At 66.7% G+C, this 24876-nt stretch carries 7 protein-coding genes and 1 tRNA gene; 4 read left to right on the top strand and 4 right to left on the bottom strand.

Features of this window, described 5'->3' with window-relative positions; all coding sequences use genetic code 11:
• Positions 1–66: 66 nt before the first annotated feature.
• Both ACQP0C_RS09170 and ACQP0C_RS09175 read right to left on the bottom strand, forming a co-directional pair.
• On the bottom strand, positions 67–930 hold the full coding sequence (locus ACQP0C_RS09170; RefSeq protein WP_433732438.1) for a hypothetical protein: 864 nt from the start codon (positions 928–930) through the stop codon (positions 67–69).
• 87 nt (positions 931–1017) lie between these two features.
• Positions 1018–2415 (bottom strand): zinc-dependent metalloprotease, encoded by a 1398-nt coding sequence (locus ACQP0C_RS09175; protein ID WP_433732440.1) that lies wholly within the window; start codon positions 2413–2415, stop codon positions 1018–1020.
• 126 nt (positions 2416–2541) lie between these two features.
• Between ACQP0C_RS09175 and ACQP0C_RS09180 the strand changes: the two genes are divergently transcribed.
• Positions 2542–3567 (top strand): YlbL family protein, encoded by a 1026-nt coding sequence (locus ACQP0C_RS09180; protein ID WP_433732442.1) that lies wholly within the window; start codon positions 2542–2544, stop codon positions 3565–3567.
• Position 3568: 1 nt separating this feature from the next.
• On the opposite strand, the gene ACQP0C_RS09185 is transcribed toward ACQP0C_RS09180, so the two are convergent.
• Positions 3569–4150: a PPA1309 family protein gene (locus ACQP0C_RS09185; RefSeq protein ID WP_433732444.1), complete on the bottom strand. Its 582-nt coding sequence runs from the start codon at positions 4148–4150 to the stop codon at positions 3569–3571.
• 477 nt (positions 4151–4627) lie between these two features.
• On the opposite strand from ACQP0C_RS09185, the gene ACQP0C_RS09190 reads away from it, so the two are divergent.
• Complete coding sequence (locus ACQP0C_RS09190) at positions 4628–7621, top strand: UPF0182 family protein (protein ID WP_433732446.1); 2994 nt, start codon at positions 4628–4630, stop codon at positions 7619–7621.
• Positions 7622–7740: 119 nt separating this feature from the next.
• Here the strand turns inward: ACQP0C_RS09190 and ACQP0C_RS09195 are convergent, their stop codons facing one another.
• Positions 7741–8286 (bottom strand): transglycosylase family protein, encoded by a 546-nt coding sequence (locus ACQP0C_RS09195; protein ID WP_433732448.1) that lies wholly within the window; start codon positions 8284–8286, stop codon positions 7741–7743.
• 575 nt (positions 8287–8861) lie between these two features.
• On the opposite strand from ACQP0C_RS09195, the gene ACQP0C_RS09200 reads away from it, so the two are divergent.
• Together ACQP0C_RS09200 and ACQP0C_RS09205 are read left to right on the top strand one after the other, a co-directional pair.
• Positions 8862–8935 (top strand) — tRNA-Met (locus tag ACQP0C_RS09200).
• A 1263-nt stretch (positions 8936–10198) separates the two neighbouring features.
• On the top strand, positions 10199–24859 hold the full coding sequence (locus tag ACQP0C_RS09205; protein WP_433732449.1) for an SDR family NAD(P)-dependent oxidoreductase: 14661 nt from the start codon (positions 10199–10201) through the stop codon (positions 24857–24859).
• The last annotated feature ends 17 nt before the right edge of the window (positions 24860–24876 follow it).

The raw sequence follows: 24876 nt of genomic DNA on the forward strand, positions 1-24876 counted from the left end.
CGGACCCGTGGCTTTGCCATGCCAATATTGATGTCTTTCCTTGGCAGGGTGTAAAAATCGACCCTCTCATCGGGGCGGACCAGCGAAAACCGCTCGGCATCCGCACCCTTCGTGCTGCGGCCATTCGCGGCGCGAGATCCGGTAGGTATCCAGTTCGAGTTCGATCGTGGTGTTCATGGTGTCGAGCGGCCGCTGCGGTGAACAGCGCATGATCGCTTCGAGTTCGCCGAGCAGCAATGCCGCGGTGGCCAGGATTCCGGCCGGTGAGGCATGCCCGACCCGACCGAGCAGCTGGCTCGCGAGTTGTGGCCATTCCGGGTCGTATTCACATCGGGTGAGGTCGAGGCAGCGCAGACAACTCGTCAGGCCGGGAAATACCAGCGGTCCGACGATCCCCCTATTGCCATCGCGAATACGGACCTGCAGATGCGGAATCCCGTACAGCACCAGCTCATTGGCCAATCGCGGGTCGATGACCAAGGCATCGGCCAGCACCACGAGTTCACCGCGCCAGGCGAGCACCGAGCCATCGGGGTGGTACCCACGCGACCGGATCGCCCGCAGCCCGAGCCGCCGCAGCCCGGTCGCGACCGCATCCGAGAGCGGCCCGAGCCCGTGCACCCGTACCGATCGCACCTGACCGAGCCGCTGGTCCGGTTGCACGAGCAGCCCGGCGTCATCGATCCGGTTCAGCAGTTCGGTCGCATCCTCGGGGGCGATCCCACATTCCCCGGCCCGCCAGATGAGCTGCGGTCGACTCTGCATCCCATCCAGCAGCCGCAGAAACGCGAGCACCGTCTCGGTATCCAATGCGGTCCGATCCAGCAGCAACGCCGCCTCGGGATCCCACCCCAACTGCACGATCCCCGATGGTCGCACCAGGACCGTCACCCGCGGCGCCAGCATCGGCCCGCACATCCGCCTCGTCATGCCAGCAGTATGCGGACGCCGCGACCGGTGAATCAGCGCGAATCCCGTAGTAGTCCACAGGGATTCGCGCTTATCAACAGGACAGTGTCAGGACGGATCGGTGTCCTTGCCGAGGTTGGGGCCGTCCTCGGCGGCCTCGCGCTCGGCCTTCTCGCGGGCCTCGGTCTCGGCGAGTTGGGCCAGCGGATCGTCGAATGCGTCCGTGCCGCCGCCGATCACCGAGTCGATGAAGGCGGCGGGGGAGTCCAGATCATTGGAATCCGGTAGCAGGTCCGGATGCGCCCAGACGGCGTCCCTGGCGTCGACGCCCGCATCGGTGGTGAGCCGGCGCCACAGCGCCGCCGCCTCGCGCAGCTTGCGGGGCCGCAGCTCGAGTCCGACCAGGGTCGCGAAGGTCTGCTCGGCGGGGCCGCCGGTGGCGCGGCGGCGGATCAGGGTTTCGGCGAGCGCACCGGCGCCGGGCAGGCGATCACCCACCGCGTCGGTGACCACGACCTGGACCCAGCCCTCGATCAGGGCGAGCAGCGTCTCCAGTCGTTCCAGCGCCTGCTTCTGCTCGGGAGTGGTCTGCGGTTCGAAGGCGCCCTGGGACAGGATCTCCTCGAGCTTCGAGGGATCGGTCAGCGACATCGGGTCGATGCCCTGGGCCGCCGACTCCAGTGCCGAGAAGTCCATCTTGATGCCGCGGGCGTAGTCCTCGACCGCGCCGAGCACCTGCTGACGCAGCCACGGCACATGTGCGAACAGCCGCTGATGCGCGGCCTCGCGGGCCGCGAGAAAGACCAGAATCTCGCTCTCCGGCTGTTCCAGTCCGGCGCTGAACTCGGAAATGGCCGCTGGCAGCAGCGCCGCGGTGCCGGTCGGGCCGAGCGGCAGCCCGATATCGGTGGAGGTCAGCACCTCCTTGGCGAGCTGGCCGAGCGCCTGGCCGAGCTGCGAGCCGAAGGCCAGCCCGCCCATCTGCCCGAGCATGCCGACCATCGGACCGGCGAATTCGCGCGCCTCCTCGGGCAGCTGTGCGGTCCACATTCCGGAGATCTGTTCGGCCACCGGATCACACAGCCGCTTCCAGGTCGGCAGCGTCTCCTCGATCCAGTCGTTGGCGGTCCACGCCGCGGTCTTGTTCGCGCCGGCGGGCAGGGTGGTCGCACCGTCGAGCCACAGTTCGGCCAGGTGCGCGGCATCGGCGACGGCGCTGACGGTGCCCGAGGCGACCGGCGTCACACTCGCGCCGAGCTGCTGGCGGGCCAGTCGCTTGGCCACGTCGTAGTTGACCGGACCGGCCTGTGCCGACCCCGGCTGCCCCATCCCACTGAGCATCTGGCCGAGCGAGGTGAGCATCTGTCCGAGCTGTGCCGGATCGAAACCGCCCGCACCTGCCCCGCCGAAGCCGAACGGATCGTTCGCCCCGGGACCGCTCGGCTCGTCGCCGCGCTTGCGGTCGTCGTCATCGCGGTTCGAGAATCCGAAGGGGAGGTCACTCATACCCTAAACATACGCGTGCGGCGTCGGGGTTCGATGTTCGCGCGGCGCGAAATCGGGACACGCGCGCGGGGCGTAAATATGCGCCTCGCCCACCCGGCCGCGCGGGCGATCACTACTGTGGTCCAGGTGAATCGTCGGATCCTGACCCTGGTGGCCGCCCTGATCCCGGTGCTCGTCCTCGGTGCTGTGGGCAGTGTGCTCACTGTGCCGTTCGTCGCACTCGGTCCCGGACCCACGTTCAATACCCTCGGCGCGGTGGACGGCAAGCAGGTCGTCGATGTGCGCGGCGCCGAGGTGGACCCGGTGACCGGGCACCTGAATATGACCACGGTCTCGGTGCGCGACGGGCTGAACATCTTCGAGGCCTTCGGATTCTGGATCAGCGGTGAGCACGGGTTGGTACCGCGCTCCGAGGTCTATCCGCCCGGTGTCCCGCGCGAGGAGATCGATAAGTCCAATCAGCAGGACTTCAAGGACTCCGAGGGCAATGCCGAGGTGGCCGCGCTGCACTTGTTGAACCTGCCGACGGTGGTGCTGGTGCGCAAGCTCTCCGACGACGGCCCGGCCAAGGAGACGCTGCGCGCGGGCGATGAACTCGTCAACATCAACGGCGCACCGATCGCCACGCCGAAGGATGTCGTGACCGCGGTCTCCTCGCAGGCGCCGGGCAGTCAGCTCACCGTGGTGTACCGCCGCGAGAATGCCGAACAGACCGCGACGATCACACTGGCCGCCCGCCCCGATGACGCGAACAAGGGCTATCTCGGGCTGACCCCGACCGAGGGCGCCCGCCCACCGCTGCAGGTCTCGTTCAACCTCGCCGATATCGGCGGCCCATCGGCGGGGCTGATGTTCAGCCTCGCCCTGATCGACAAGCTCTCGCCCGGCGAACTCGACGGCGGCAAGTTCGTCGCCGGCACCGGCACCATCGATCAGGACGGCAAGGTCGGCCCGATCGGCGGCATCCAGTACAAGATGATGGCCGCGCGCGATGCCGGTGCGGAAACCTTCCTGGTCCCGGCCGCCAACTGCAATGAGGCCAAGCAGCGCACGCCGGACGGTCTGCGGCTGGTGAAGGTCGAAAACCTCAGTGGCGCAGTGCAATCGCTCAATGACATCAATGCGGGCCGGGACACCGTCTCCTGCGGCTGATTCACTCCATCGTGTGGTGCAGTGCCTCGATGAGGTTGGGCGCCAGGTTCGGGTAGGTGCGCAGGTCGAGGTCGCCGAAATCGTCGGCATCGTCCTGCGGCTTCAGCTGCAGCAGGCACAGTTGCGCGCCGGAGCGCAGCACCGCGGCGAGCAGTCGTGCCGTGCGCCGTTGCGGATGCGTCTGGGCGGCGGCGCGGGCGGCGGCGTCGGCGGCCTCGTGATCGGCGAGCAGCGGGGTGAGTGCGTCGTCCAGGGTGCTCTCGGCATCCGGCGGTAGCACCACGATCTCCTGGACCAGCACGCAGCCGCTGACCGCCTCGGGCCAGCTGGTGGTGGCGAGGAATTCGTCGAGCGCCATCGATCCACCGGTGATGTCGTCCGGAAACGATTCCTGGGCGATCGGAGTCAGCTCGCTGCCCTGGTCGAGCTGATCGAGCAACCCGGGCTCGGCCGCGACCAGATCGGCCGTCGGCACCAGCGCGAACATCTGCGGCGGTCTGCCCCAACCCTCGGCGTCGACGAACTCCGCCACCTCACGGACGGAACGGGCGAGGACGAGTTCGGCGTGCAGATCTGCGGTCACATGCTCATCCTTACACCACCGTCAGCGCATCGAAGCCGAGGGCGGCACCATTTCCGCAACTACCACGGGCGCGCGTCTTACGAGCGAGGAGTTCGCGGCCGTCTCGCGTTCGCGCGAAGGCGCGGCCATCGAATTCAGCCGAGTAGTCGACGCGCATGCGCCGCAGCTACGAGTTCCAGCCGCTGCACAACCGGCGCCGAACTCTCCACATACTCGACCACCACGGAGCGAGTCTTACGAGCGACGTTCGCGGCCCGTCTTGCGTCCGAGTCGTCGATGCGCATGCGCCGCAGGCGTGAGTCTCGACGGCTCGGACGCAAGACCACCAGGGCCGCGAACACGCGCCCGCGCGGCAAATGACACAGATTACGTAGAGTGGGCGCGAGACGGTCCGGAACGGACCACCTGCAAAATCGGACTGCGGTGCGACAACCGAGTGATCGGTACGAGCGCCGCCGGACCTTGGAGAGTGGCATCGTGGGCATGCGGCCCCCCACCGGCTTACCTTCGTTGTCCCGACGCAGCCGAGTGCTGCTGGTGGCGGCCATCATCCTGGCGGCGCTGCTGCTGCTGGGACCGCGGCTTACCGACACCTATACGAACTGGTTGTGGTTCGGCGAGGTCGGTTTCCGCAGTGTCTATCTCACCGTCTTGCGTACGCGGATCCTGTTGTTCCTCGTCGTCGCGCTGTTCGTGGGTCTAGTCGTCTGGTTGGCGCTGGTGGTGGCCTACCGGACCAGGCCGGTATTCGTGCCTGTCGCCGGTCCGAACGATCCGATCGCGCGCTACCGCACCACCGTGATGAGTCGGCTCAAGCTGTTCGGCATAGGCATCCCGCTGCTGCTCGGTGTGCTGTCCGGACTGGTGGCGCAGTCGAATTGGGTCACCGTGCAGCTGTTCCTCAACGGCGGCTCGTTCGGCCAGACGGATCCGCAGTTCGGCCTGGACGTCGGCTTCTACGCCTTCGATCTGCCCTTCTACCGGATGGTGCTGAACTGGCTGTTCGTCGCGTCGGTCATCGCGTTCTTCGCCAGCCTGGTGACGCATTACGTCTTCGGCGGCCTGCGCCTGAGCGGACGCGAGGGCACGCTGACCCGGCCCGCACGCATCCAGTTGGCCGTGATCGCCGGAATCTTCGTGCTGCTCAAGGCCGTCGCCTACTGGTTCGACCGCTATGAACTGCTCTCCAGCAGCCGCAAGGAGCCGACATTCACCGGCGGTTCCTACACCGATATCAACGCCGTACTGCCCGCGAAGCTGATCCTGCTGTCCATCGCGGTGATCTGCGCGATCGCCTTCTTCGCCGGAATCGTGCTGCGCGATCTGCGGGTGCCCGCGATGGCCGCCGCGCTGCTCGTACTCTCCTCGGTCCTGGTCGGCGCGGTGTGGCCACTGGTGGTCGAGCAGTTCTCGGTGCGCCCGAACGCCGCCGACAAGGAGAGCACCTACATCGAACGCAATATCGCCGCCACCAGGCAGGCGTTCGGCATTACCTCCGACAAGATCGAGTACAAGGACTACAAGGGCGACAGTAAGAAGAGCCCGCTGGAGGTTCCGGTCGACGCGGCCACCATCGGCAACGCGCGACTGCTCGACCCGAATATCCTCTCGCCCACCTTCACTCAGCTCAAGCAGCTGAAGAACTTCTACGGCTTCCCGGAGTCGCTGGATATCGATCGCTACAACCTCGGCGGCGATGTGCAGGACTACATCGTGGCCGCGCGCGAGCTGCATCCGTCGGCGCTGAGCGGCAACCAGCTCGACTGGATCAACAAGCACACCGTCTACACCCACGGCAATGGCTTCGTGGCCGCGCCGGCCAACCGGGTCAACAAGCCGCAGTACGACGATCCGAATGCCGCCGGTGGCAGCAGCGACAGCGGCTATCCGATCTTCCTGGTCAGCGACCTGTTCAATACGACCGACCAGCAGCAGATCAAGGTCGACCAGCCGCGCATCTACTATGGCGAGCTGATCTCGCAGTCCAACCCGGACTACGCGATCGTCGGCGGTGTCGGCGGCCAGCAGCCGCGCGAATACGATTCCGACACCGCGCAGTTCACCTACAGCGGCAAGGGCGGCGTCTCGATCGGCAACTGGTTCAACCGGTTGGCCTTCGCCGCGAAGTACACCGAGCGCAACATCCTGTTCTCCTCCGCCATCGGTGACAACTCCAAGATCATCTTCAATCGCAGTCCGCGTGAGCGGGTGCAGAAGGTGGCGCCGTGGCTGACCACCGACGGCAATGCCTATCCGGCGGTTGTCGACGGCCGGATCCAGTGGATCGTCGACGCGTACACCACGCTCGACAATTACCCGTACGCGCAGACCACCTCGCTGGAGGGTACGGAGGACAGCATTGACAAGAAGACCGGAAGGCTGTTGCCGCGCAAGGAGGTCAGCTACATCCGCAACTCCGTGAAGGCCACCGTCGATGCCTACGACGGCACGGTGACCCTCTACGAGGTGGACTCCACCGATCCGGTGCTCAAGGCTTGGCGTGGCGTGTTCCCCGGCGCGGTCAAGCCGGAGAGCGAGATCTCCCCGGAGTTGCGCGCGCATTTCCGCTATCCCGAAGATCTGTTCAAGGTGCAGCGCGGAATGCTGACCAAGTATCACGTCGACAATCCACGAGAGTTCTTCACCAACAACGCTTTCTGGTCGGTGCCGAGCGATCCGACCACCGAGGGCGGCACCTTCGACCAGCCGCCGTACTACGTGCTGCTCGGTGATCCGGCGACGAACAAGCCGGTGTTCAATTTGACCAGCGCCATGGTCGGCTACAACCGGCAATTCCTGTCCGCTTATATCTCGGTGCGTTCGGATCCGGACGGCTACGGCAAATTCACGATCCTGCAATTGCCGACCGATACGCAGACGCAGGGTCCACAGCAAACCCAAAACAGCATGACGACCGCGCCGGAGGTCTCCAGTCAGAAAACCTTGCTGTCGAACTCGAACAAGATCAGGTACGGCAATCTGCTGACATTGCCGATCGCCGATGGCGGAATCCTTTATATCGAGCCGTTTTACAACGAGCGAAATACCGGAGCGGGCAGCGCCACCTTCCCGCAGCTGCTGCGCGTGCTGGTGAGCTATCGCGATGTGGCGGGCAGTGTGAAGGTCGGCTTCGCCTCGACCCTGGCCGATGCGCTGAATCAGGTGCTGCCGGGCACGGGTTCGCTGGCCACGCCGTTCGGCGGTGATCCGACCAGCAGGCCGAAACCGGGCACCACACCGCCGCCGGCACAGGGCGCCACTCCGCCGACGCAGGGCACGACCCCGCCGACGCAGGGCGCAACACCGCCGCCCGCGACCGGATCCACCGCCAAGGACGCGGCGGCCGCGGAGCTGAACAAGAAGATCGACAATGTCCGAAATGCCATGAAGTCCGGCAACTTCCAGGACTTCGGCAAGGCGCTGGAGGAACTGGAGGCCGCCGTGAAGGCCTATCAGGACGCCGGTCGCTGATCCCGGAAAGCGAGAACGGCCCCGTCACCCGGAAGTGGGTGACGGGGCCGTTCCAGTTGACGTCGGACGAGCCGATGTCACCTTCGGCGCCGTTGCCGAGTGACCGTCGGCTTCGTACGTCAGCGACCGAACGAGTCGATCAGCGCGCTGTGCTGGTCCAGGAGTTGCTTGTACGGGCCCTCCAGGCCGTTCTGCTTCGCCAGCTCGAAACCGGCGGACTTGGCCTGCTCGATGGCGGATTCGACGCTGGAGGACGGGGCGGGGGCGACCACGGCGGGGGCGGGCTCCGGCTCGATGACGGCGGGGCTCGGCTCGGACTCACCGGCGCGCAGATACTGGCCGCAGACCGGCCAGGCACCGGCGCCCTGGGTGGAGAGCACGTTCTCGGCGACCCGGATCTGCTCTTCCTTGCTGGCGTGATTCGCGGAACCGGCGCCACCGTTGGCGGCCCAGGTGCTCTGCGAGAACTGCAGACCGCCGTAGTAGCCGTTTCCGGTGTTGATACCCCAGTTGCCACCGCTTTCGCACTGGGCGACGCCGTCCCAGTTGTGGGTGGGGGCGGCCGCGGCGGTGCCGGTGGAAAGACCGAACGGGACGGCAACGATTGCGCCGGTGACAGCGGCATAGCCGAGGGCGCGGGTGCTGAGCTTCCGGTGTTTCGACATGATGTTTTCCCTCCCTGCGCCCACCGCCCCCGGTAAACGAAATGCCGAGTCCCTGCCCCCAGGTGTGTCGGGGATCCTCGAACCGCGGGACAGGGTCGCCGGTGTTCGGCGGTTCGAGTTCGAGCCCATCACGTTTGATCCGGGCCGTGGATCGACGGTAACCAAGAAATCTCCGCAGATCACATCTTGATAACTTCGCCATTGCATGATGCGAATAGCGTGTATATCAGTGTTTGCGCAGGTCGCAAATGCCATAAGAATGGATTCTGGACAGTCTGTTATAGCAACGTTATGTGTTCGGGATCACTATGAAATAGTGGCCCAGGTCACGTTTGAATGCGATGACCGACCGGTCTGATTGTGCTCCAGGTGGTTCTTATACGTCTGCCGTTGTTCGTGCGACGGGCCCGGACCTTTGCCGTAGTCAACTGTTGGACCCGCTCCGGGGCGGTCTGTGCGCCGCGCCACAGGCCACCTCTTCCGTCTGTCGTGCATTCCGCTGACCAGCGAAAATGTCCTGTGAAGTCAGTGATTTGCCTTCCCTGCGTAGACGTGTGTAATGTTGTGTTCACCGACGCGGGGTGGAGCAGCTCGGTAGCTCGCTGGGCTCATAACCCAGAGGTCGCAGGTTCAAATCCTGTCCCCGCTACTAGGGAAACGACCCGGAACTCACAGTTCCGGGTCGTTTTTCATTGGTGCAGGGGAAGATATTCGGGAACGCTGGCCAGGTCGGGATTCTCGAGGCGGTCCGGTCGACGTAGCGGTGCAGGGACGGCGACTCTCCCTCATTCGCTGCCAGTGCAGGATTCGCGAGTTCGCGAAGGTGGTCGTATGGCCGCTGCCGGCACTGCGCCCGTGCGGAACTGTGGGGGTTGCCTGGCGGACCTGCGCGCTCGACGGTTGCTGTGCTGGACCCTCGATCGATGGTGATGAGGTCGGCGCGGTCATCGCGGTTGCTGGCCGGGAGCGGCAGATCGACACCCGGCCACCGGGTGGGCCGTCGAGCAGGCGCGGGTCGGCCTTGTCGGTCGGCTGTCAGCAACGCTGCCGCGGTCTGGCTCGCCTTCCCATATATGGAAACTTCGCTCGGACGGCGTCTGCTATTTCTGATGCAGTGACGCCACGAGGAGGCCCAATGATGTGTACGTCCAATGCGCTACGTCCAACGCTTTACACCGCACAATCGCACCGGAGCCGACTGGTGGCCACCGCCTCGATCGAGTCTGCGACTCATCCTCGCCCGGAGTAGCTATCGGGAAGCTACTGGCCGGTTGACAAGGTCAAGATCGTCAAATTACTGTTCAGTACGATGAATCTTGTTCTGCTGTTCGACAATCCGAGGGATCATCGTGTCGATCCGTATCGCTCTGGCAGAGGTGCTATGTATGCACTTCACGGCGGTTGTTTCGGGCACTACCCCCTCTTGCGTGCGCCTCGATCCTCTGGCGTGCCCACGTAGCGCCTCGGTCTTCAGCGGTGTTCGCTGATTATTCGCTCTACTGAGCCAGGCGGCGCAGCTAGGTCCAATCTGGGCCCCGCCTGCACCATCGCCCGAAGCCTCGGACTGCCCGCGGAAGACGCTCCGCATCATTCGGGGCTCTTTGCTGAGCCTCGATCGCGTCGAAATCGGTTATGCCGAAACAGGAGTCGGCTGAGTCGAAATTTACAAAAACTTTAGTTAGACCTACGAATTGATGGTGGCATGATCTGCTCTGCGATCCGGATGGCTGTCGCGGCAGGTGGTCTCATCCACCGCGCGCCATCGTCCAGGGGCGCGACGGGAACGCCCGATCGTGAACGCCGTGTCGGCGCGGCGATCGGCAAACGTCCCCGGACACGGTGACCGGCAACAAACACACACGTCAGATGCTTACGGGGGGACACAGCATGCCTTGAGAAAGGATGGTCAGAGTTGACCGGATCGGCGTTTGCCGTCGCTATCGTTGGCATGTCCTGCAGAATGCCGGGCGCGGCCGATCTCGACAGTTTCTGGCGTCTGCTCGAGGAGGGGCGCGCCGCGATCGGCGCAGCTCCCCCCGGGCGGGGGAGCATCACCGAGCGGGCCGGATTCGTCGACACCGCAGGGGAGTTCGACGCGGACTTCTTCGGGGTCTCGCCCAATGAGGCACGCGCAATCGATCCGCAGCAGCTGCTCGCACTGGAGTTGAGCTGGGAGGCGCTCGAGGACGCTGGCCTGGTCGCCACGGCGCGCGATGCTCGGCGGTGTGGTGTGTTCCTCGGCTGCAGCGGAAGCGATTTCGCCGAAGTCCTGGCCTCGCGGGGTGGCCCGGGCGTCAGCCGCCACTCGCTGTGGGGTGTCGGACGCGGCATCATCGCCAACCGCGTCTCGAACTACTTCGGTTTCACCGGCCCGAGCATCGTGGTCGACAGCGCCCAGGCGTCCTCGCTGGTCGCGGTTCATCTGGCCTGTGAGAGCCTGCGCAGCGGTGAGAGCGACGTGGCACTGGCCGGTGGTCTGAACCTGATCCTGTCACCGACGAGCAGTGAGCGTATCGAGCAGTTCGGCGCACAGTCGGCGCTCGGCGCCTGCTACACCTTCGATGCGCGGGCCGACGGGTTCGTGCGCGGCGAGGGTGGCGGCGTGGTGGTGCTGAAACCGCTGGCGCAGGCGGTCGCCGACGGCGACCGGATTCATGCGGTGATCCGCGGCAGTGCGGTCAACACCGGGAACGAACGCCGAGTGCTGACCGCCCCGAGTCGGGATGCGCAGGCGGCGGCGATCCGCTCCGCGCTGACCGCGGCAGGCGTCGAAGCACCGTCGGTGCAGTACGTCGAACTGCACGGCGCCGCAACACCGGCCGGTGATCCGGTGGAGGCCGCCGCGCTCGGCGACATCTACGGGGTGGGCCGGGCGCAGGGTGCGCCGCTGGCCGTCGGATCGGTCAAGACGAATATCGGGCATCTGGAAGGTGCTTCCGGTATCGCGGGCCTCATCAAAACCGTGCTCTGCCTGACCCACCGAGAAGTAGTGGCCAGCCTGAACTTCGAGACACCGAATCCGCGAATTCCGCTCGCGGACCTGGGGCTACGCGTGGTGACGGGCACCGAGAGCTGGCCCGTGGCCAACGTGCGTAGGGCGGGCGTCTCGTCGTTCGGTATGGGGGGATCGAATGCCCACGTGATCGTGGAGGAGGCGCCTGCCGTGGGATCCGCCGCGCCCACGATCGACGGCGCGGTCGGTGCGGTTCCGTGGGTGGTGTCGGCTCACAGCGAGAGCGGCATAGGTGCGCAAGCGGCCCGGCTGCGGGAGTGGCTGCTGCGCCATCCGGAGCTGGATGTGGTCGATGTGGCGCACTCGCTGCTGGCCACGCGAGCCCAAATGGAGTGGCGCGGCAGCGTCGTCGGGGGGAATCGAGCGGAGCTGCTGGCCGGGTTGGCCGCCCTGGCCGACCCGACCGCGCCCGCCGTGGCGGTCGAGCCGACAACCGGTCGGGCCGAGCAGCGCCGGGTCGCGTTCGTCTTCCCGGGGAACGGCAGCCAGTGGGAGGGTATGGCGCTGGGGCTGCTGGATTCGGGTGGGGCGTTCGCGGAGTCGATTGCCGAATGCGAGGCGGCGCTTGCGCCGTATGTGGATTGGTCGCTGACGGCGGTACTGCGTCGCGGCAGTGACGCGCCACGGCTGGATCGTGTGGATGTGGTGCAGCCGGCGCTGTTCGCGGTGATGGTCTCACTCGCCCGGATGTGGCGAGCGGCCGGCGTGGAGCCGGACGTGGTGATCGGCCACTCCCATGGCGAGATCGCCGCCGCCTACATTGCCGGTGGACTGTCGCTGTCCGATGCGGCGCGCGTGGTGGCGCTGCGGTCCCGGGCGCTCGCCGATGAGCTGGCCGGACACGGCGGTATGGTCTCGATCGGACTCGGCGCGGATGCGGTCCGAGAACGTCTTTCGGCGTATGGGGATCGGCTGTCCTTGGCGGCGGTGAACGGCCCGGCGCAAAGTGTGGTGTCTGGTGACGTTGCGGCGGTGGCGGACATCCTCGCGGACTGCGCCCGCGACGGTGTGTGGGCCCGCCGGGTTCCGATCGATTACGCGTCGCATTCGAAGGCGATCGAGCGGATCCGTGCTCGGCTGCTGGCGGAGCTGGAGCCGATCCGTCCGCAATCCGGGTCGGTGCCGTTCTTTTCCACGGTATTCGCCGACCGGTTGGATACGGCGGAACTGGACGCCGACTATTGGTATCGGTCGGAGCGGGAACCGATTCGATTCGCCGATGCTGTTACGGCGCTGATCGCGGACGGTATCACCGGATTCATCGAGGCCAGTCCGCATCCGGTGCTCATGATGGGCATCGGCCTGACCGCCGAGGCGGTCGGTGCCGCCGAGGGCGTAGCGGTTGTCGGATCGTTGCGGCGCGGTGCGGGCGGCCCGGAACGATTCCTGGCCTCACTGGCACAGGCCTACTGCGCCGGTGTGCGGGTGGATCCGCGCGCGCTGGTCTCCGGTGGAGCCCGGGTCGACCTGCCGCCATATGCGTTCCAGCGCCGCAACCTCTGGGCCGGTGTGCCGACCGCTTCCGGTGGCTTCCCGGTCGTATCCGATGTCGTTACGGCAACCGAGGAGCAAACTACCGAGGGTAGCGAGCAGACCGGAGCGTGGGACGACGGACCGCTGGCACGCACATTGCTGGCCACCCCCGAATATCAGCGCGACACCGTAGTGCTCGATATCGTGCGCGAGCATGCTGCTGCCGTACTCGGCCACGAGTCGGCCCAGTCGATTCGGCCCGACCTGCCGTTCACTGAGCTCGGCTTCGACTCCATGAGTGGGGTGGAGCTGCAGAACCGACTGAAGCGGGCCACCGGAGTACCGCTGTCGGCGTCGCTCATCTTCGACCACCCGACCGCTCATGCGGTTGCGACACTGCTGCGCGCGCGGGTCAGCGGCACGGACCGGGGCAGGCACCGGGTAGCGCGGCGCACGACAACGGACGAACCGATTGCCATCGTCGGCATCGGCGCCCGATTCCCCGGTGGTGTGCGGTCCGCCGAGGACCTGTGGGACCTGATGGACGCGGGCCGGGACGTGATCGGCGAATTCCCCACCGACCGCGGTTGGGACCTGGACCGGCTATTCGACCCCGACCCCGACAAGCCGGGAACGGTCTACACGCGTCACGGTGGATTCCTCAGCGGCGCAGGCGATTTCGATCCCGGCTTCTTCGGCATCAGCCCCCGCGAAGCATTGGCGATGGATCCACAGCAGCGGCTGCTGCTGGAGACCTCGTGGGAGGCTTTGGAAGACGCGGGCATCGACCCGATGTCTCTGCGGGGCAGCGATACCGGCGTCTTCGTCGGTGCCTGCTCGTCGGGTTACTCGCGACTGGTGACCGGTGACCTGGAGGGTTTCCGGCTGACCGGCACATCGCACAGCGTCATTTCGGGCCGTGTCGCATACCTGTTCGGACTGGAAGGTCCGGCGGTGACGGTGGATACCGCGTGCTCGTCGTCGCTGGTGGCGTTGCATCTGGCGTGCCAGGCACTGCGTCAGGGTGACAGCTCGCTGGTTCTCGCCGGCGGCGTGACCGTCGCGGCCAGCCCGTATCTGTACGTGGACTTCTCCCGCCAGCGCGGCCTGTCACGTGACGGTCGTTGCAAGGCCTTCTCTGCTGCGGCTGACGGTGTGGCATGGTCCGAGGGTTCGGGTGTTCTTGTGCTGGAGCGGCTTTCGGATGCACAGCGGCTCGGCCACGACGTCCTGGCCGTTATTCGCGGTAGTGCGGTGAACCAGGACGGCGCGAGTAACGGTCTGACCGCACCGAACGGTCCGTCGCAGGAGCGGATGATCGCACAGGCCCTCGCCAATGCGGGGATCTCGGCGGTCGATGTGGACGCGGTGGAAGCGCACGGGACCGGCACGACGCTGGGTGATCCGATCGAAGCACAGGCCTTGATCGCCGCCTATGGACAAGATCGCGGCGATCGGGGACCACTGCGGATCGGTTCCCTGAAATCGAATATCGGCCACACAGTGGCCGCCGCCGGCGTGGCCGGTGTGATCAAAATGGTGCAGGCCATGCGGCACGAGCGGTTGCCGCGGACGCTGCATGCCGAAACGCCGTCGCCGCACGTGGATTGGGCTGCGGGCGCGGTGCGTCTGCTGACCGAAGCCGAACCGTGGATCGCCGGAGATCGGGTGCGTCGGGCGGGTGTTTCGTCGTTCGGGATCAGCGGCACCAACGCGCATGTGATCCTCGAAGAAGCACCGGCAGCACCGGTAGCGGCTGCCGAGGGCGACATCGAAATCCCCCTGCCGCTCACCCCGTTGTTGGTGTCGGGTAAGGGCGCGGCAGGTCTGCGCGCACAGGCCGCCCGGCTGCATGCATGGTTGTCGCAGCGGCCGGGGGTCGACATCGCGGATGCGGCCTATTCGCTGGCGACGACGCGGGCGCAGTTGGATTCGCGGAGTGTGATCCTGGGTCGCGATCGGGACGAGTTGCTCGAGCGGTTGGCGAATCTCGCCGAATCGGGGACCGGCACCGGTGTGATCGAAGGCGTTGTCGGTTCAGGGCAGACGGCATTCCTGTTCACCGGTCAGGGTGCACAGCGGATCGGTATGGGCGCTGGCCTGTACGAGGCGTTCCCGGTTTTCGCGGACGCATTGGACTCGGTGTGCGCCCAGTTCGATCCGGTGTTGGAGCGTTCGCTCACCGACATCATGTTCGGCGGTACCGATGCCACGGTGCTGGATCGGACCGAGTTCACCCAGCCCGCACTGTTCGCCTTCGAGGTGGCGCTGTATCGCTTGCTGGAATCGTTCGGCGTCACCCCGGACGTGTTGATCGGCCATTCGATCGGAGAAGTCGCGGCCGCGTACCTCGCCGGCCTGTGGTCGCTCGAGGACGCCTGCCGGTTGGTGGCGGCGCGCGGACGTCTCATGGGTGCGTTGCCCGAGGGTGGTGCGATGCTGGCCATCGGAGCATCCGAAGCCGAAGTGCACGATGTCGTCGCTCGGTATCCCGATCGAGTGTCCGTCGCTGCGGTGAATGCGCCTGAGGCCCTTGTGATTTCGGGCGACGAGGCGGCCGTCGCCGAGATCGGGGCCCGATTCGCCGAGCGTGGCGCGAAGACGTCGCTGCTGCGGGTCAGCCATGCCTTTCACTCGCATCGGATGGAGCCGATGCTGGCCGAATTCGAGTCGGTCGCAAAGGATTTGACATACAACCGGCTACGCCTGCCGGTGGTGTCGAATGTGTCCGGTCGGATTGCCGGGGACGAAGTGCTCGAACCTGCCTACTGGGTGCGGCACGTGCGGACAGCAGTGCGATTCGCGCCGGGCATCGAGACGTTGATTGCCTCGGGTGTGCGTCGATTCCTAGAGGTGGGGCCCGACGCGGTGCTGGCGGCGATGACGCGGCAGACCCTTTCTGAGGACATGGAGTCGGCCTCGGTGGTGGTCGCGGCCGCGCGTCGGGATCACGAAGAGCCCCAACAGTTCTTGACGATGCTGGCGCACGCTCACACATCCGGTGTGCGGGTGGATTGGCGTGCGTGGTTCGCAGGGCGACAGATGCGTCGGGTTCCGTTGCCGACGTATGCATTCCAGCACCGGCGGTACTGGCTGGCCGCCGTCGCGGGTACCGGAGATGTCCGGATGTCGGGTCTGGACAGTACCGAGCATCCGCTGGTGGGTGCGGCGGTGTGGTTGCCGGATTCGGACGGGGTGGTGTTGACGGGCCGGTTGTCGTTGTCGAGTCATCCGTGGTTGGCCGATCACGTGATCGGTGGGTCGGTGCTGTTGCCGGGTACAGCGTTCGTGGAGTTGGCGTTGCATGCCGGGGCGCTGGTCGAGAGTCCGCGGCTGGCCGAGCTGGTCGTGACCGCCCCGTTGATCGTGCCGACGACGGGCGCTGTCGAGCTGCGGGTGATGGTCGCCGGCCCCGATGCTGTGGGTTCACGATTGGTGTCGGTGTATTCGCGTCCACAACAGGACGGCGAATCGGATCGGGCCGAGTGGATTCGCCATGCCACGGGAACTCTTGTGGCACCTGCGCCGTCGTCGCAGACTTGGCGCACCGAGAGTTGGCCGCCGGTCGGAGCGTTGCCCATTGCGATCGGGGACGCCTACACGGAATTGGCCGAGCGCGGTTATGGCTACGGACCGGCCTTCCGCGGACTGACCGCGCTGTGGCGGCACGACGGCGAGGTCTTCGCCGAGTTGAAGCTGCCGGAGCAGGCGCACGGCACTGCGGGGCAGGCTTCGGCCGGCCGGTTCGGGGTGCACCCGGCGCTGCTGGATGCGGTCCTGCACGCGATTCTCCTCGGCGGGCTGGCCGACTCCGCCGCGCCGGATGAGATTCTGGTGCCCTATTCGTGGGAGAACATCGACGTCCATACCGTGGGAGCCACCTCGGTGCGGGTCCGGTTGACACCGGCCGGGCCAGAGGCGGGAAATCGACGGATCACGTTGTCGCTCAGTGATTCTCATGGTGTTCCCGTTGTCGAGGTCGCTGCCGTGACCCTGCGGCCGATCGCCATCGCAGCCCTCGGCGTGCGGTCCGCGGACCGGGCAGGCTTGTATCGGGTCCGTTGGGAGTCGATGCGGCCGGATTCGGACCGGTCCGCGCCGGCCATGGCCGCGCTGTCGGGCGCGAGCGTGGCGGGGATCGATGAGACTTACCGCTCGGTTTCCGATGTTGTTGCGGCCGAATATGTTCCGGGTGTGGTTGTCTGGCGGGCACCCGCACACTCCGCCGATGATCCCGCGGCGCTCGATCCGAGCATGGTGCGGGCCGGGGTGCACGGCACGTTGGCAATGCTGAGATCGTGGCTGGCCGAAGAACATCTGTCCGATGTCCGGCTGGTGGTGCTCACCAGGGGCGGGGCCGGGCTGATCGGCGAGACTCCGGAATTGACCGCTGCTTCGGTGTGGGGATTGGTGCGCAGTGCGCAGTCGGAGCATCCGGAGCGGTTCGTGCTGGTCGACGAGGATCCTGCGGAGCCGCTGACAGCCGATCGGATCGCGGCGGTGTTGCGCTCGGGTGAGCCACAGGTCGCGGTGCGCGCCGGGGAGATGCTGGCTCCTCGGCTGACGCGGGTTTCCGCGTCGGCGGAAACCGTGCCGGTGCCATTCGGAGACGGGACGGTGTTGATCACCGGCGGCACGGGTGGGCTCGGTGCGTTGTTCGCCCGCCACCTCGTCGCGGAGCATGGCGCGCGCCGGTTGGTATTGACCTCGCGGCGGGGACTCCATTCGCCCGGTGCTGCTGCGCTGGTTGCCGAATTGGCGCAGGCCGGCGCTGACGCCCGGGTCGTCGCGTGCGATGTCACCGACCGCGACGCGGTACGAAACCTGCTGGACACCATTGATTCTGATGGCGGGTTGGCTGTCGTACATACCGCGGGGGTCCTGGATGACGGCACGGTGGAGTCGTTGACCGTCGAACAGGTGGATCGGGTGCTGGCACCAAAAGTGGCTGGGGCGTGGCATCTGCACGAGCTGACCCGTGACCGGGATGTGTCGGCGTTCGTGGTGTTTTCGTCGATCGCAGGGGTGGTCGGCTCGGCCGGGCAGAGTAACTATGCCGCGGCGAACGGCTTCCTGGATGGGCTGGCGCAGCAGCGGCGGGCAACGGGACTGGCCGCGACATCGCTGGCGTGGGGGCCGTGGAATCAGGGCAGCGGGATGACCGGCGAGCTGGACCGCACCGCCGTGGCGCGCTGGGAACGGATGGGACTCGGTCAACTCGACGATGCCGAGGGCGTGCGTCTGTTCGACGAGGCGGTCGCTCGCTCCGACGCGCACCTGGCTCCGATCCGGTTCGATGCGAGTGCGGTGCGTCGTGAGTCCGATGCCGCCGCAGTTTCCGCGGTGCTGCGCGGATTCGTGCGGCAGGCACCGCGCTCGGCGCAGCCGGCGGCAGGCTCGTTGGCTGCCCGGTTGGCCGCTGTGCCGGAGGATCGACGCGCTGAGCTGGTGCTCGCGGTCGTGCGGGAGCAAGCGGCCGCGGTATCGGGGCATACCTCGCCGGGCCTGATCGATGTCGAAAAGCCTTTCAAAGAAATGGGTTTCGACTCGCTGGGCGGTGTGGAGTTCCGCAACAAGTTGGCCAAGGCGACGGGGGTGCGGTTGCCGTCGACCTTGGTGTTCGATCACCCGACCCCGGCGGCGGTGGCGAAGTTCGTGCAGTCGCGCGTCGAACCGAAGACGGTGGACGAAGCGATCGAGAAGACGGTGCGCCGGGTCCGCGCGGACGAGCCGATCGCGATTGTGGGTATGGCCTGCCGGTATCCGGGTGGTGTCGCATCGCCGGACGAGCTGTGGGATCTGGTGTTGTCGGGCACCGATGCGATCAGCGAGTTTCCGTCGGATCGGGGTTGGGATCTGGAGCGGCTGTTCGATCCGGATCCGGAGCATTCGGGGACGTCCTACATCCGCGAGGGTGGATTCCTGCGGGATGCGGCCGATTTCGATGCGGGGTTCTTCGGGATCGGGCCGCGGGAGGCGTCCGCGATGGATCCGCAGCAGCGGCTGCTGCTCGAGGTGTCGTGGGAGGCATTGGAGCATGCGGGGATCGACCCGGTCTCGTTGCGGGGCAGCGATACCGGTGTCTATACGGGCGTGATGTACCAGGACTACGAGGCCCTGACCCGCGAGGCCGGGCCCGAGGTCGAGGGATATGCCGTAACCGGTGTCATGGGAAGTGTGGCGTCGGGGCGGGTGTCGTATGCGTTGGGTTTGGAGGGGCCCGCGTTGACGGTGGACACGGCGTGCTCGTCGTCGCTGGTGGCATTGCATACGGCCTGCCGGGCGCTGCGCCAGGGGGAGAGCTCACTGGCGCTGGTGGGTGGCGCGACGGTGATGGCGACACCGATGGTGTTCGTGGAGTTTTCGCGCCAGCGTGGTTTGGCTCGGGATGCTCGATGCAAGTCGTTTTCCGCGGCGGCCGACGGGATCACCTGGGCGGAGGGGGCGGCGATGCTGGTGGTGGAGCGGTTGTCGGACGCACGGCGCTTGGGCCACAAGGTTCTTGCCGTTGTGCGTGGTTCGGCGGTGAATCAGGACGGTGCGTCCAATGGTCTGACCGCGCCGAATGGTCCATCGCAGGAGCGGGTGATCGCGGCGGCGTTGGCCGATGCCGGTTTGACACCGTCGGATGTGGATGCGGTGGAAGCCCACGGTACCGGGACGCCGTTGGGTGATCCGATCGAGGCGAATGCGCTGCTGGCCACCTACGGGCAGGACCGGTCGCAGCCGCTGCTGCTCGGGTCGTTGAAGTCGAATATCGGGCATTCGCAGGCGGCCGCCGGTGTGGGCGGGGTGATCAAGATGGTGCAGGCGTTGCGGCACGAGATGTTGCCGAGGACCTTGCATGTGGATGAGCCGAGCCCGCACGTGGATTGGTCGGTGGGTGCTGTCGAGTTGCTGACGCAGGCTCGGCCGTGGCGGCGTAATGGGCGTGTGCGTCGTGCGGGGGTGTCGTCGTTCGGGATCAGCGGCACCAACGCGCATGTGATCGTCGAGGAAGCGCCTGCGGTGGTTGGGGAGTCGGACTTCCAGCCCGACAGCCCGACCTCGACGTGGGTGTTGTCCGGGCGGAGCCGGGAGGGGTTGCGGGAGCAGGCTGTTCGGCTCGGGGAGTGGCTGGAGTCGCATACGGAGGCGAATCCGGCGGATATCGCGCATTCGTTGTTGCGGCACCGCTCGCAGATGGAGTGGCGTGGTGCGGTGGTCGGCCGGGGCCCGGCGGATCTGAAGGCTGGTTTGGCGAGGTTGGCCGAGTCGGCAACGCAGCCCGTCGAGGAGCGAGGTGTGGTGTCGGGCCGTGCTGTGTCGCGCCGGGTGGTGTTCGTGTTTCCTGGTCAGGGGAGCCAGTGGTTGGGGATGGCCGCTGAGTTGTTGGCCGGGGGTGGGGTATTCGCCGGTGCGATCGCGCAGTGCGAGGCCGCGCTGGCGCCGTTCGTCGACTGGTCGTTGACCGCGGTGCTGCGCGGGGAGCCGGGCGCGGCGTCGCTGGAACGGGTGGATGTGGTCCAGCCGGTGCTGTTCGCGGTGATGGTGTCGTTGGCGCGGGTATGGCGCGCGAGCGGGGTCGAACCCGCCGCGGTGCTGGGACATTCGCAGGGCGAGATCGCGGCGGCCGTGGTCGCGGGCGGACTGTCGCTCTCGGATGGTGCACGGGTGGTCGCCCTTCGTTCCCAGATCGTCGCCGAGGAACTCGCTGGCGACGGCGGCATGGCATCGGTGCGGTTGACCACCGACGCGGTTGCGCAGCGGTTGGCCGGGTTCGGTGACCGGATTTCGGTTGCGGCGGTGAATGGTCCGGACCAGACGGTGGTGTCCGGGGAGGCGTCGGCTCTGGACGAGTTCTTGACGGCGTGTGCCGCCGACGGTGTGTGGGTGCGACGGATTCCGGTGGATTATGCGTCGCATTCCAAGGCGGTGGAGTCCATCCGGGATCGGGTGTTGGCGGAGTTGGCTGCCGTTGTGCCGGTGTCGGGTTCGGTGCCGTTCTTCTCGACGGTGTTCGCGGACTATGTGGATACCGGGGTGTTGGATGCGGGGTATTGGTATCGGGGGTTGCGCGAGCGGGTGCGATTCGCGGAGTCGGTGGAGGTGTTGGCGCGGTCGGGGGTGAACGCGTTCATCGAGGTGAGCCCGCATCCGGTGTTGACGGTGGGTGTCGAGCTCACCGCGGAGGCGATCGGGTTGGCCGATCGGGTGGCTGTTTTCGGCACGTTGAAGCGTGATCAAGGGGGGCCGGAGCAGGTTGCTGCGGCGTTGGCGCAGGCCCACTGTGTCGGTGTCGAGGTGGCTGCGCAGGCGTTGGCCCCGACTGCCGCGCGGGTGGACCTGCCGACGTACGCGTTCCAGCACAAGCGGCATTGGCTGCAGCCCAGTGGCACACCGGACGTGCGGCAGTCGGGTTTGGACGAAGCCGGACATCCGCTGCTGGGTGCGATGCTGCGACTGCCGGATTCACAGGATGTGGTGTTCACGGGTCGGCTTTCGTTGGCCGGTCATCCGTGGCTGGCCGACCATGCCGTCGCGGGAGTCGCTTTGCTGCCAGGCGCCGCCCTCGTGGAGCTGGCGCTGCACGCAGGAACGCTGGTGGGGTACCCGCATGTGGCGGAGCTGGTGCTCGAGGCGCCGCTGCCGGTGCCTGCCACCGGAGCGGTCGAATTGCGGGTCATGGCAGGCGGACCGGATGAGACCGACGCGCGGCCGGTGTCGGTGTACTCCCGTGCGTTCGGCGCCGATGAATCCGACGAGTGGGTCCGCCATGCCGTCGGATCGCTCACCGCCCAGACGGATGCACCGCCGGTCGACCCGGGTATGACCAGTTGGCCGCCCGCAGGTGCGACGGCGTTGCGGGTCGATGGCGCCTATGCGGATCTGGCGGAGCGGGGGTACGAGTACGGGCCGGTCTTCCAGGGACTGACGGCGCTGTGGCGGCGCGACGGTGAGGTGTTCGCCGAGGTTGCGCTGCCGGAGCAAGCCCGGTCGCACAGTGCGGAGTTCGGTTTGCATCCGGCCTTGTTGGATGCCGCACTGCACGCGATCCTGCTGGGTGAACTGCTTCCCGACACGCCCCCCGGTCAGGTGGCCGTCCCGTTCTCGTGGGAGAACGTCGAGCTGTATGCGAGCGGGGCGACGTCGCTGCGGGTACGAGCGGTTCTCTCCGGGAGTGATCGGATCGCGGTGACCGTCGCCGACGGCGCTGGCACGACCGTGGCCGAGGTGGCGGCGCTGACGCTGCGGCAGCTCTCGACCGACACGCTGCTGGGTACTGCCCGCCGTCGCAGCGACGGTATCGGCTACCGGGTGGAGTGGGTGGCACTGCCCGCCCCCGAGGATGAGCTCAGCGGAGCTGAGATCTGGGATCCCGCGCAGGACGATGAAGCCGTCACGATCGCGGGACAGAGTGCGACGGTGGTGCGGCTCGACCAACCGGTTTGCGGCGATCTCCCGGTGGCGGTGCGGGATTCGGTCACCGAGCTGGCCGTGCGACTGCAGCAGCTGCTGGCGCGGGACGGGCGGATCGTGGTGGTGACCCGTAACGCAGTGGCGACGCATCCCGGAGAGTCGGTGGACTTGTTCGCCGCGGCGGTATGGGGTTTGCTGCGCACGGCGCAGAGCGAGCACGCGGACCGGATTCTCGTTGTCGATGTCGATGACTGGGCCGATTATCGGCGTGCGGTAGCCGTGGCTGTGACCATCGGTGGCGAACCCCAACTGGCGATCCGGCGCGGGGCGGTGCATGCGCCCCGATTGAGCCGCGGTGTCGGCGACATCGTGGGTGCGAGTGACCTGGTGCGGTCGCGGGCGTGGGCGTTGACCCATTTCGGCAAGGGCACATTGACCGGAGACAACCTCGCTCTGGTGGAGACGCCGGACGAGTTGCGGGCGCTCGAGCCCGGTCAGGTTCGGATAGCGCTGCGTGCGGCGGGCGTGAACTTCCGCGATGTGCTGATCACCTTGGGCATGGTGTCGGATGCGAATGCCGCATCCCAATCGATCAGCGCGACCATCTGTGTCGAAGGTGCGGGTGTCGTGCTGGAAGTGGCGCCGGATGTGACCGAATTCGCGCCCGGTGACCGGGTTTTCGGATTCACCTCGGGTGCCGGCTCGGTGACGGTGACCGATCGGCGACTGATTGCCCGGATGCCGCACGGCTGGTCGTTCGCCCAGGCCGCCGCGGTACCGGTGGTGTACGCGACCGCCTACTACGGCCTCGTCGATCTGGCTGGGGCACAACCGGGTCAGACACTGCTGCTGCACGCGGCCACCGGCGGTGTCGGCATAGCGACAATCCATTTGGCTCGGCATTTGGGCTTGCGGCTGTTGCCGACGGCGAGTCGACCCAAATGGGACGTGCTGCGCGAGTTGGGATTCGACGACTCCGAGATCGGTGACTCGCGCACCCTGGACTTCGAGCAGACGGTCTTCGTGGCCACCGACGGTCGCGGCGTGGATATCGTATTGAATTCGCTGACGCTCGATTTCGTGGACGCGTCGTTGCGGTTGATGCCGCACGGCGGCAAGTTCATCGAGATGGGTCACCTCGACGAGCGCGACCCGGTGCAGGTGGCCGCTGATCATCCCGGGGTGGATTACCACCACTTCATGCTGCTGGACGTGCCGCCGGATCGGCTCGGACAGATCCTGACGACCGTTGTCGAGCTATTCGAAGCCGCAGCGCTGGCGCCCTCGCAGGTCACCGCATGGGACCTGCGCCACGCGCCGGAAGCGTTCCGGCATATGAGTCAGGCTCGGCATATCGGCAAGAACGTGCTCACCGTGCCGACCCCGCTGCGGCCCGAGGGCACCGTGCTGATCACCGGCGGTACGGGCGGATTGGGCGCCGTGGTCGCGCGTCAGCTCATCACCGAGCATGGCGTGCGCCGACTGGTATTGGCCGGTAGGCGTGGCCCGGAGGCACCCGGTGCGGCCGAGCTGCGCGACGAGCTCGTCGCGCTCGGCGCGGAGGTGGATGTGATCGCCTGTGATGCGGCCGATCGAGCGGCGCTGGATGGCGCGTTGGCGGCGATACCGGCGCAGCATCCGTTGACCGGTGTTGTGCATGCGGCGGGTGTGCTGTCCGACGGCTTGCTGGCGACCATGACGCCGGAGCGGATCGCTGAGGTGCTGCGTCCGAAGGTAGATGCGGCGTGGAACCTGCACGAGGCGACCAAAGACCTGGATCTGTCGATGTTCGTGCTGTATTCGTCGATTGCGGGGGTGATCGGCAACCCGGGTCAGGCGAACTATGCCGCCGCCAATGTCTTCCTCGATGCGTTGGCGCAGTATCGGCACGTCAACGGTTTGCCCGCGACGTCGATGGCGTGGGGGTTGTGGGCCGAGAGCACCGGGATGACCAGTGGACTCGGTGCGGCCGATATCGCCCGGTTGCGCCGGGATGGCTTCCCGCCGCTGGGCATCGAGGACGGTATGGCGCTGTTCGATGCGGCCTTGGTGGGTGGCAGTGCGGATGTGGTGACTGTCCGGATCGACCACTCCGCGCTCGCCGAGGATGGTCGCTCGATTCTGCGTGGTTTGGTGCGGCCGTCGCGTCGTCGAGTGACCAGTGCGGTGAGCGAGTCTTCGACGTTGGCGGCGCTGGTGGCGGGTCGGTCACCGGCCGAGCAGGAAAGTGTTGTGCTCGAGGTGATTCGTGCTCAGGCGGCGGCGGTGTTGGGTCATGACGGTGTCGAGTCGATCGCACCGGATACGCCGTTCAAGGACATCGGTTTCGATTCGCTCAGTGTCATGGAATTCCGCAATCAGTTGGTGAAGGCGACCGGTCTCCAGTTGCCCGCGACGCTGGTATTCGACTATCCCACCGCGCAAGCACTGACCGGCTTCGTATACCAACAGATCGCCCCCGCCGATGACCCCGTGGAACGGATTGCGGCCGAGATCGATTCGCTGACGCGCAGCTGCGCCACGGCCGAGCTGTCACCCGAGCACCGTTCGGACATGGCACGCAGGTTGACCGTGCTGCTGCGCCAGCTCGAAGGCAAGGACGCCGTCGAAATGGACTCCGACGGCCTCGACAGCCTCGACACCGCCGACGACCGTGAGCTTTTCGACTTCATCGACAACCTCAGCTGAGCTGACGCATTCAGACG

The organism is Nocardia sp. CA-129566, from assembly GCF_050956075.1.
GTDB lineage: Bacteria > Actinomycetota > Actinomycetes > Mycobacteriales > Mycobacteriaceae > Nocardia.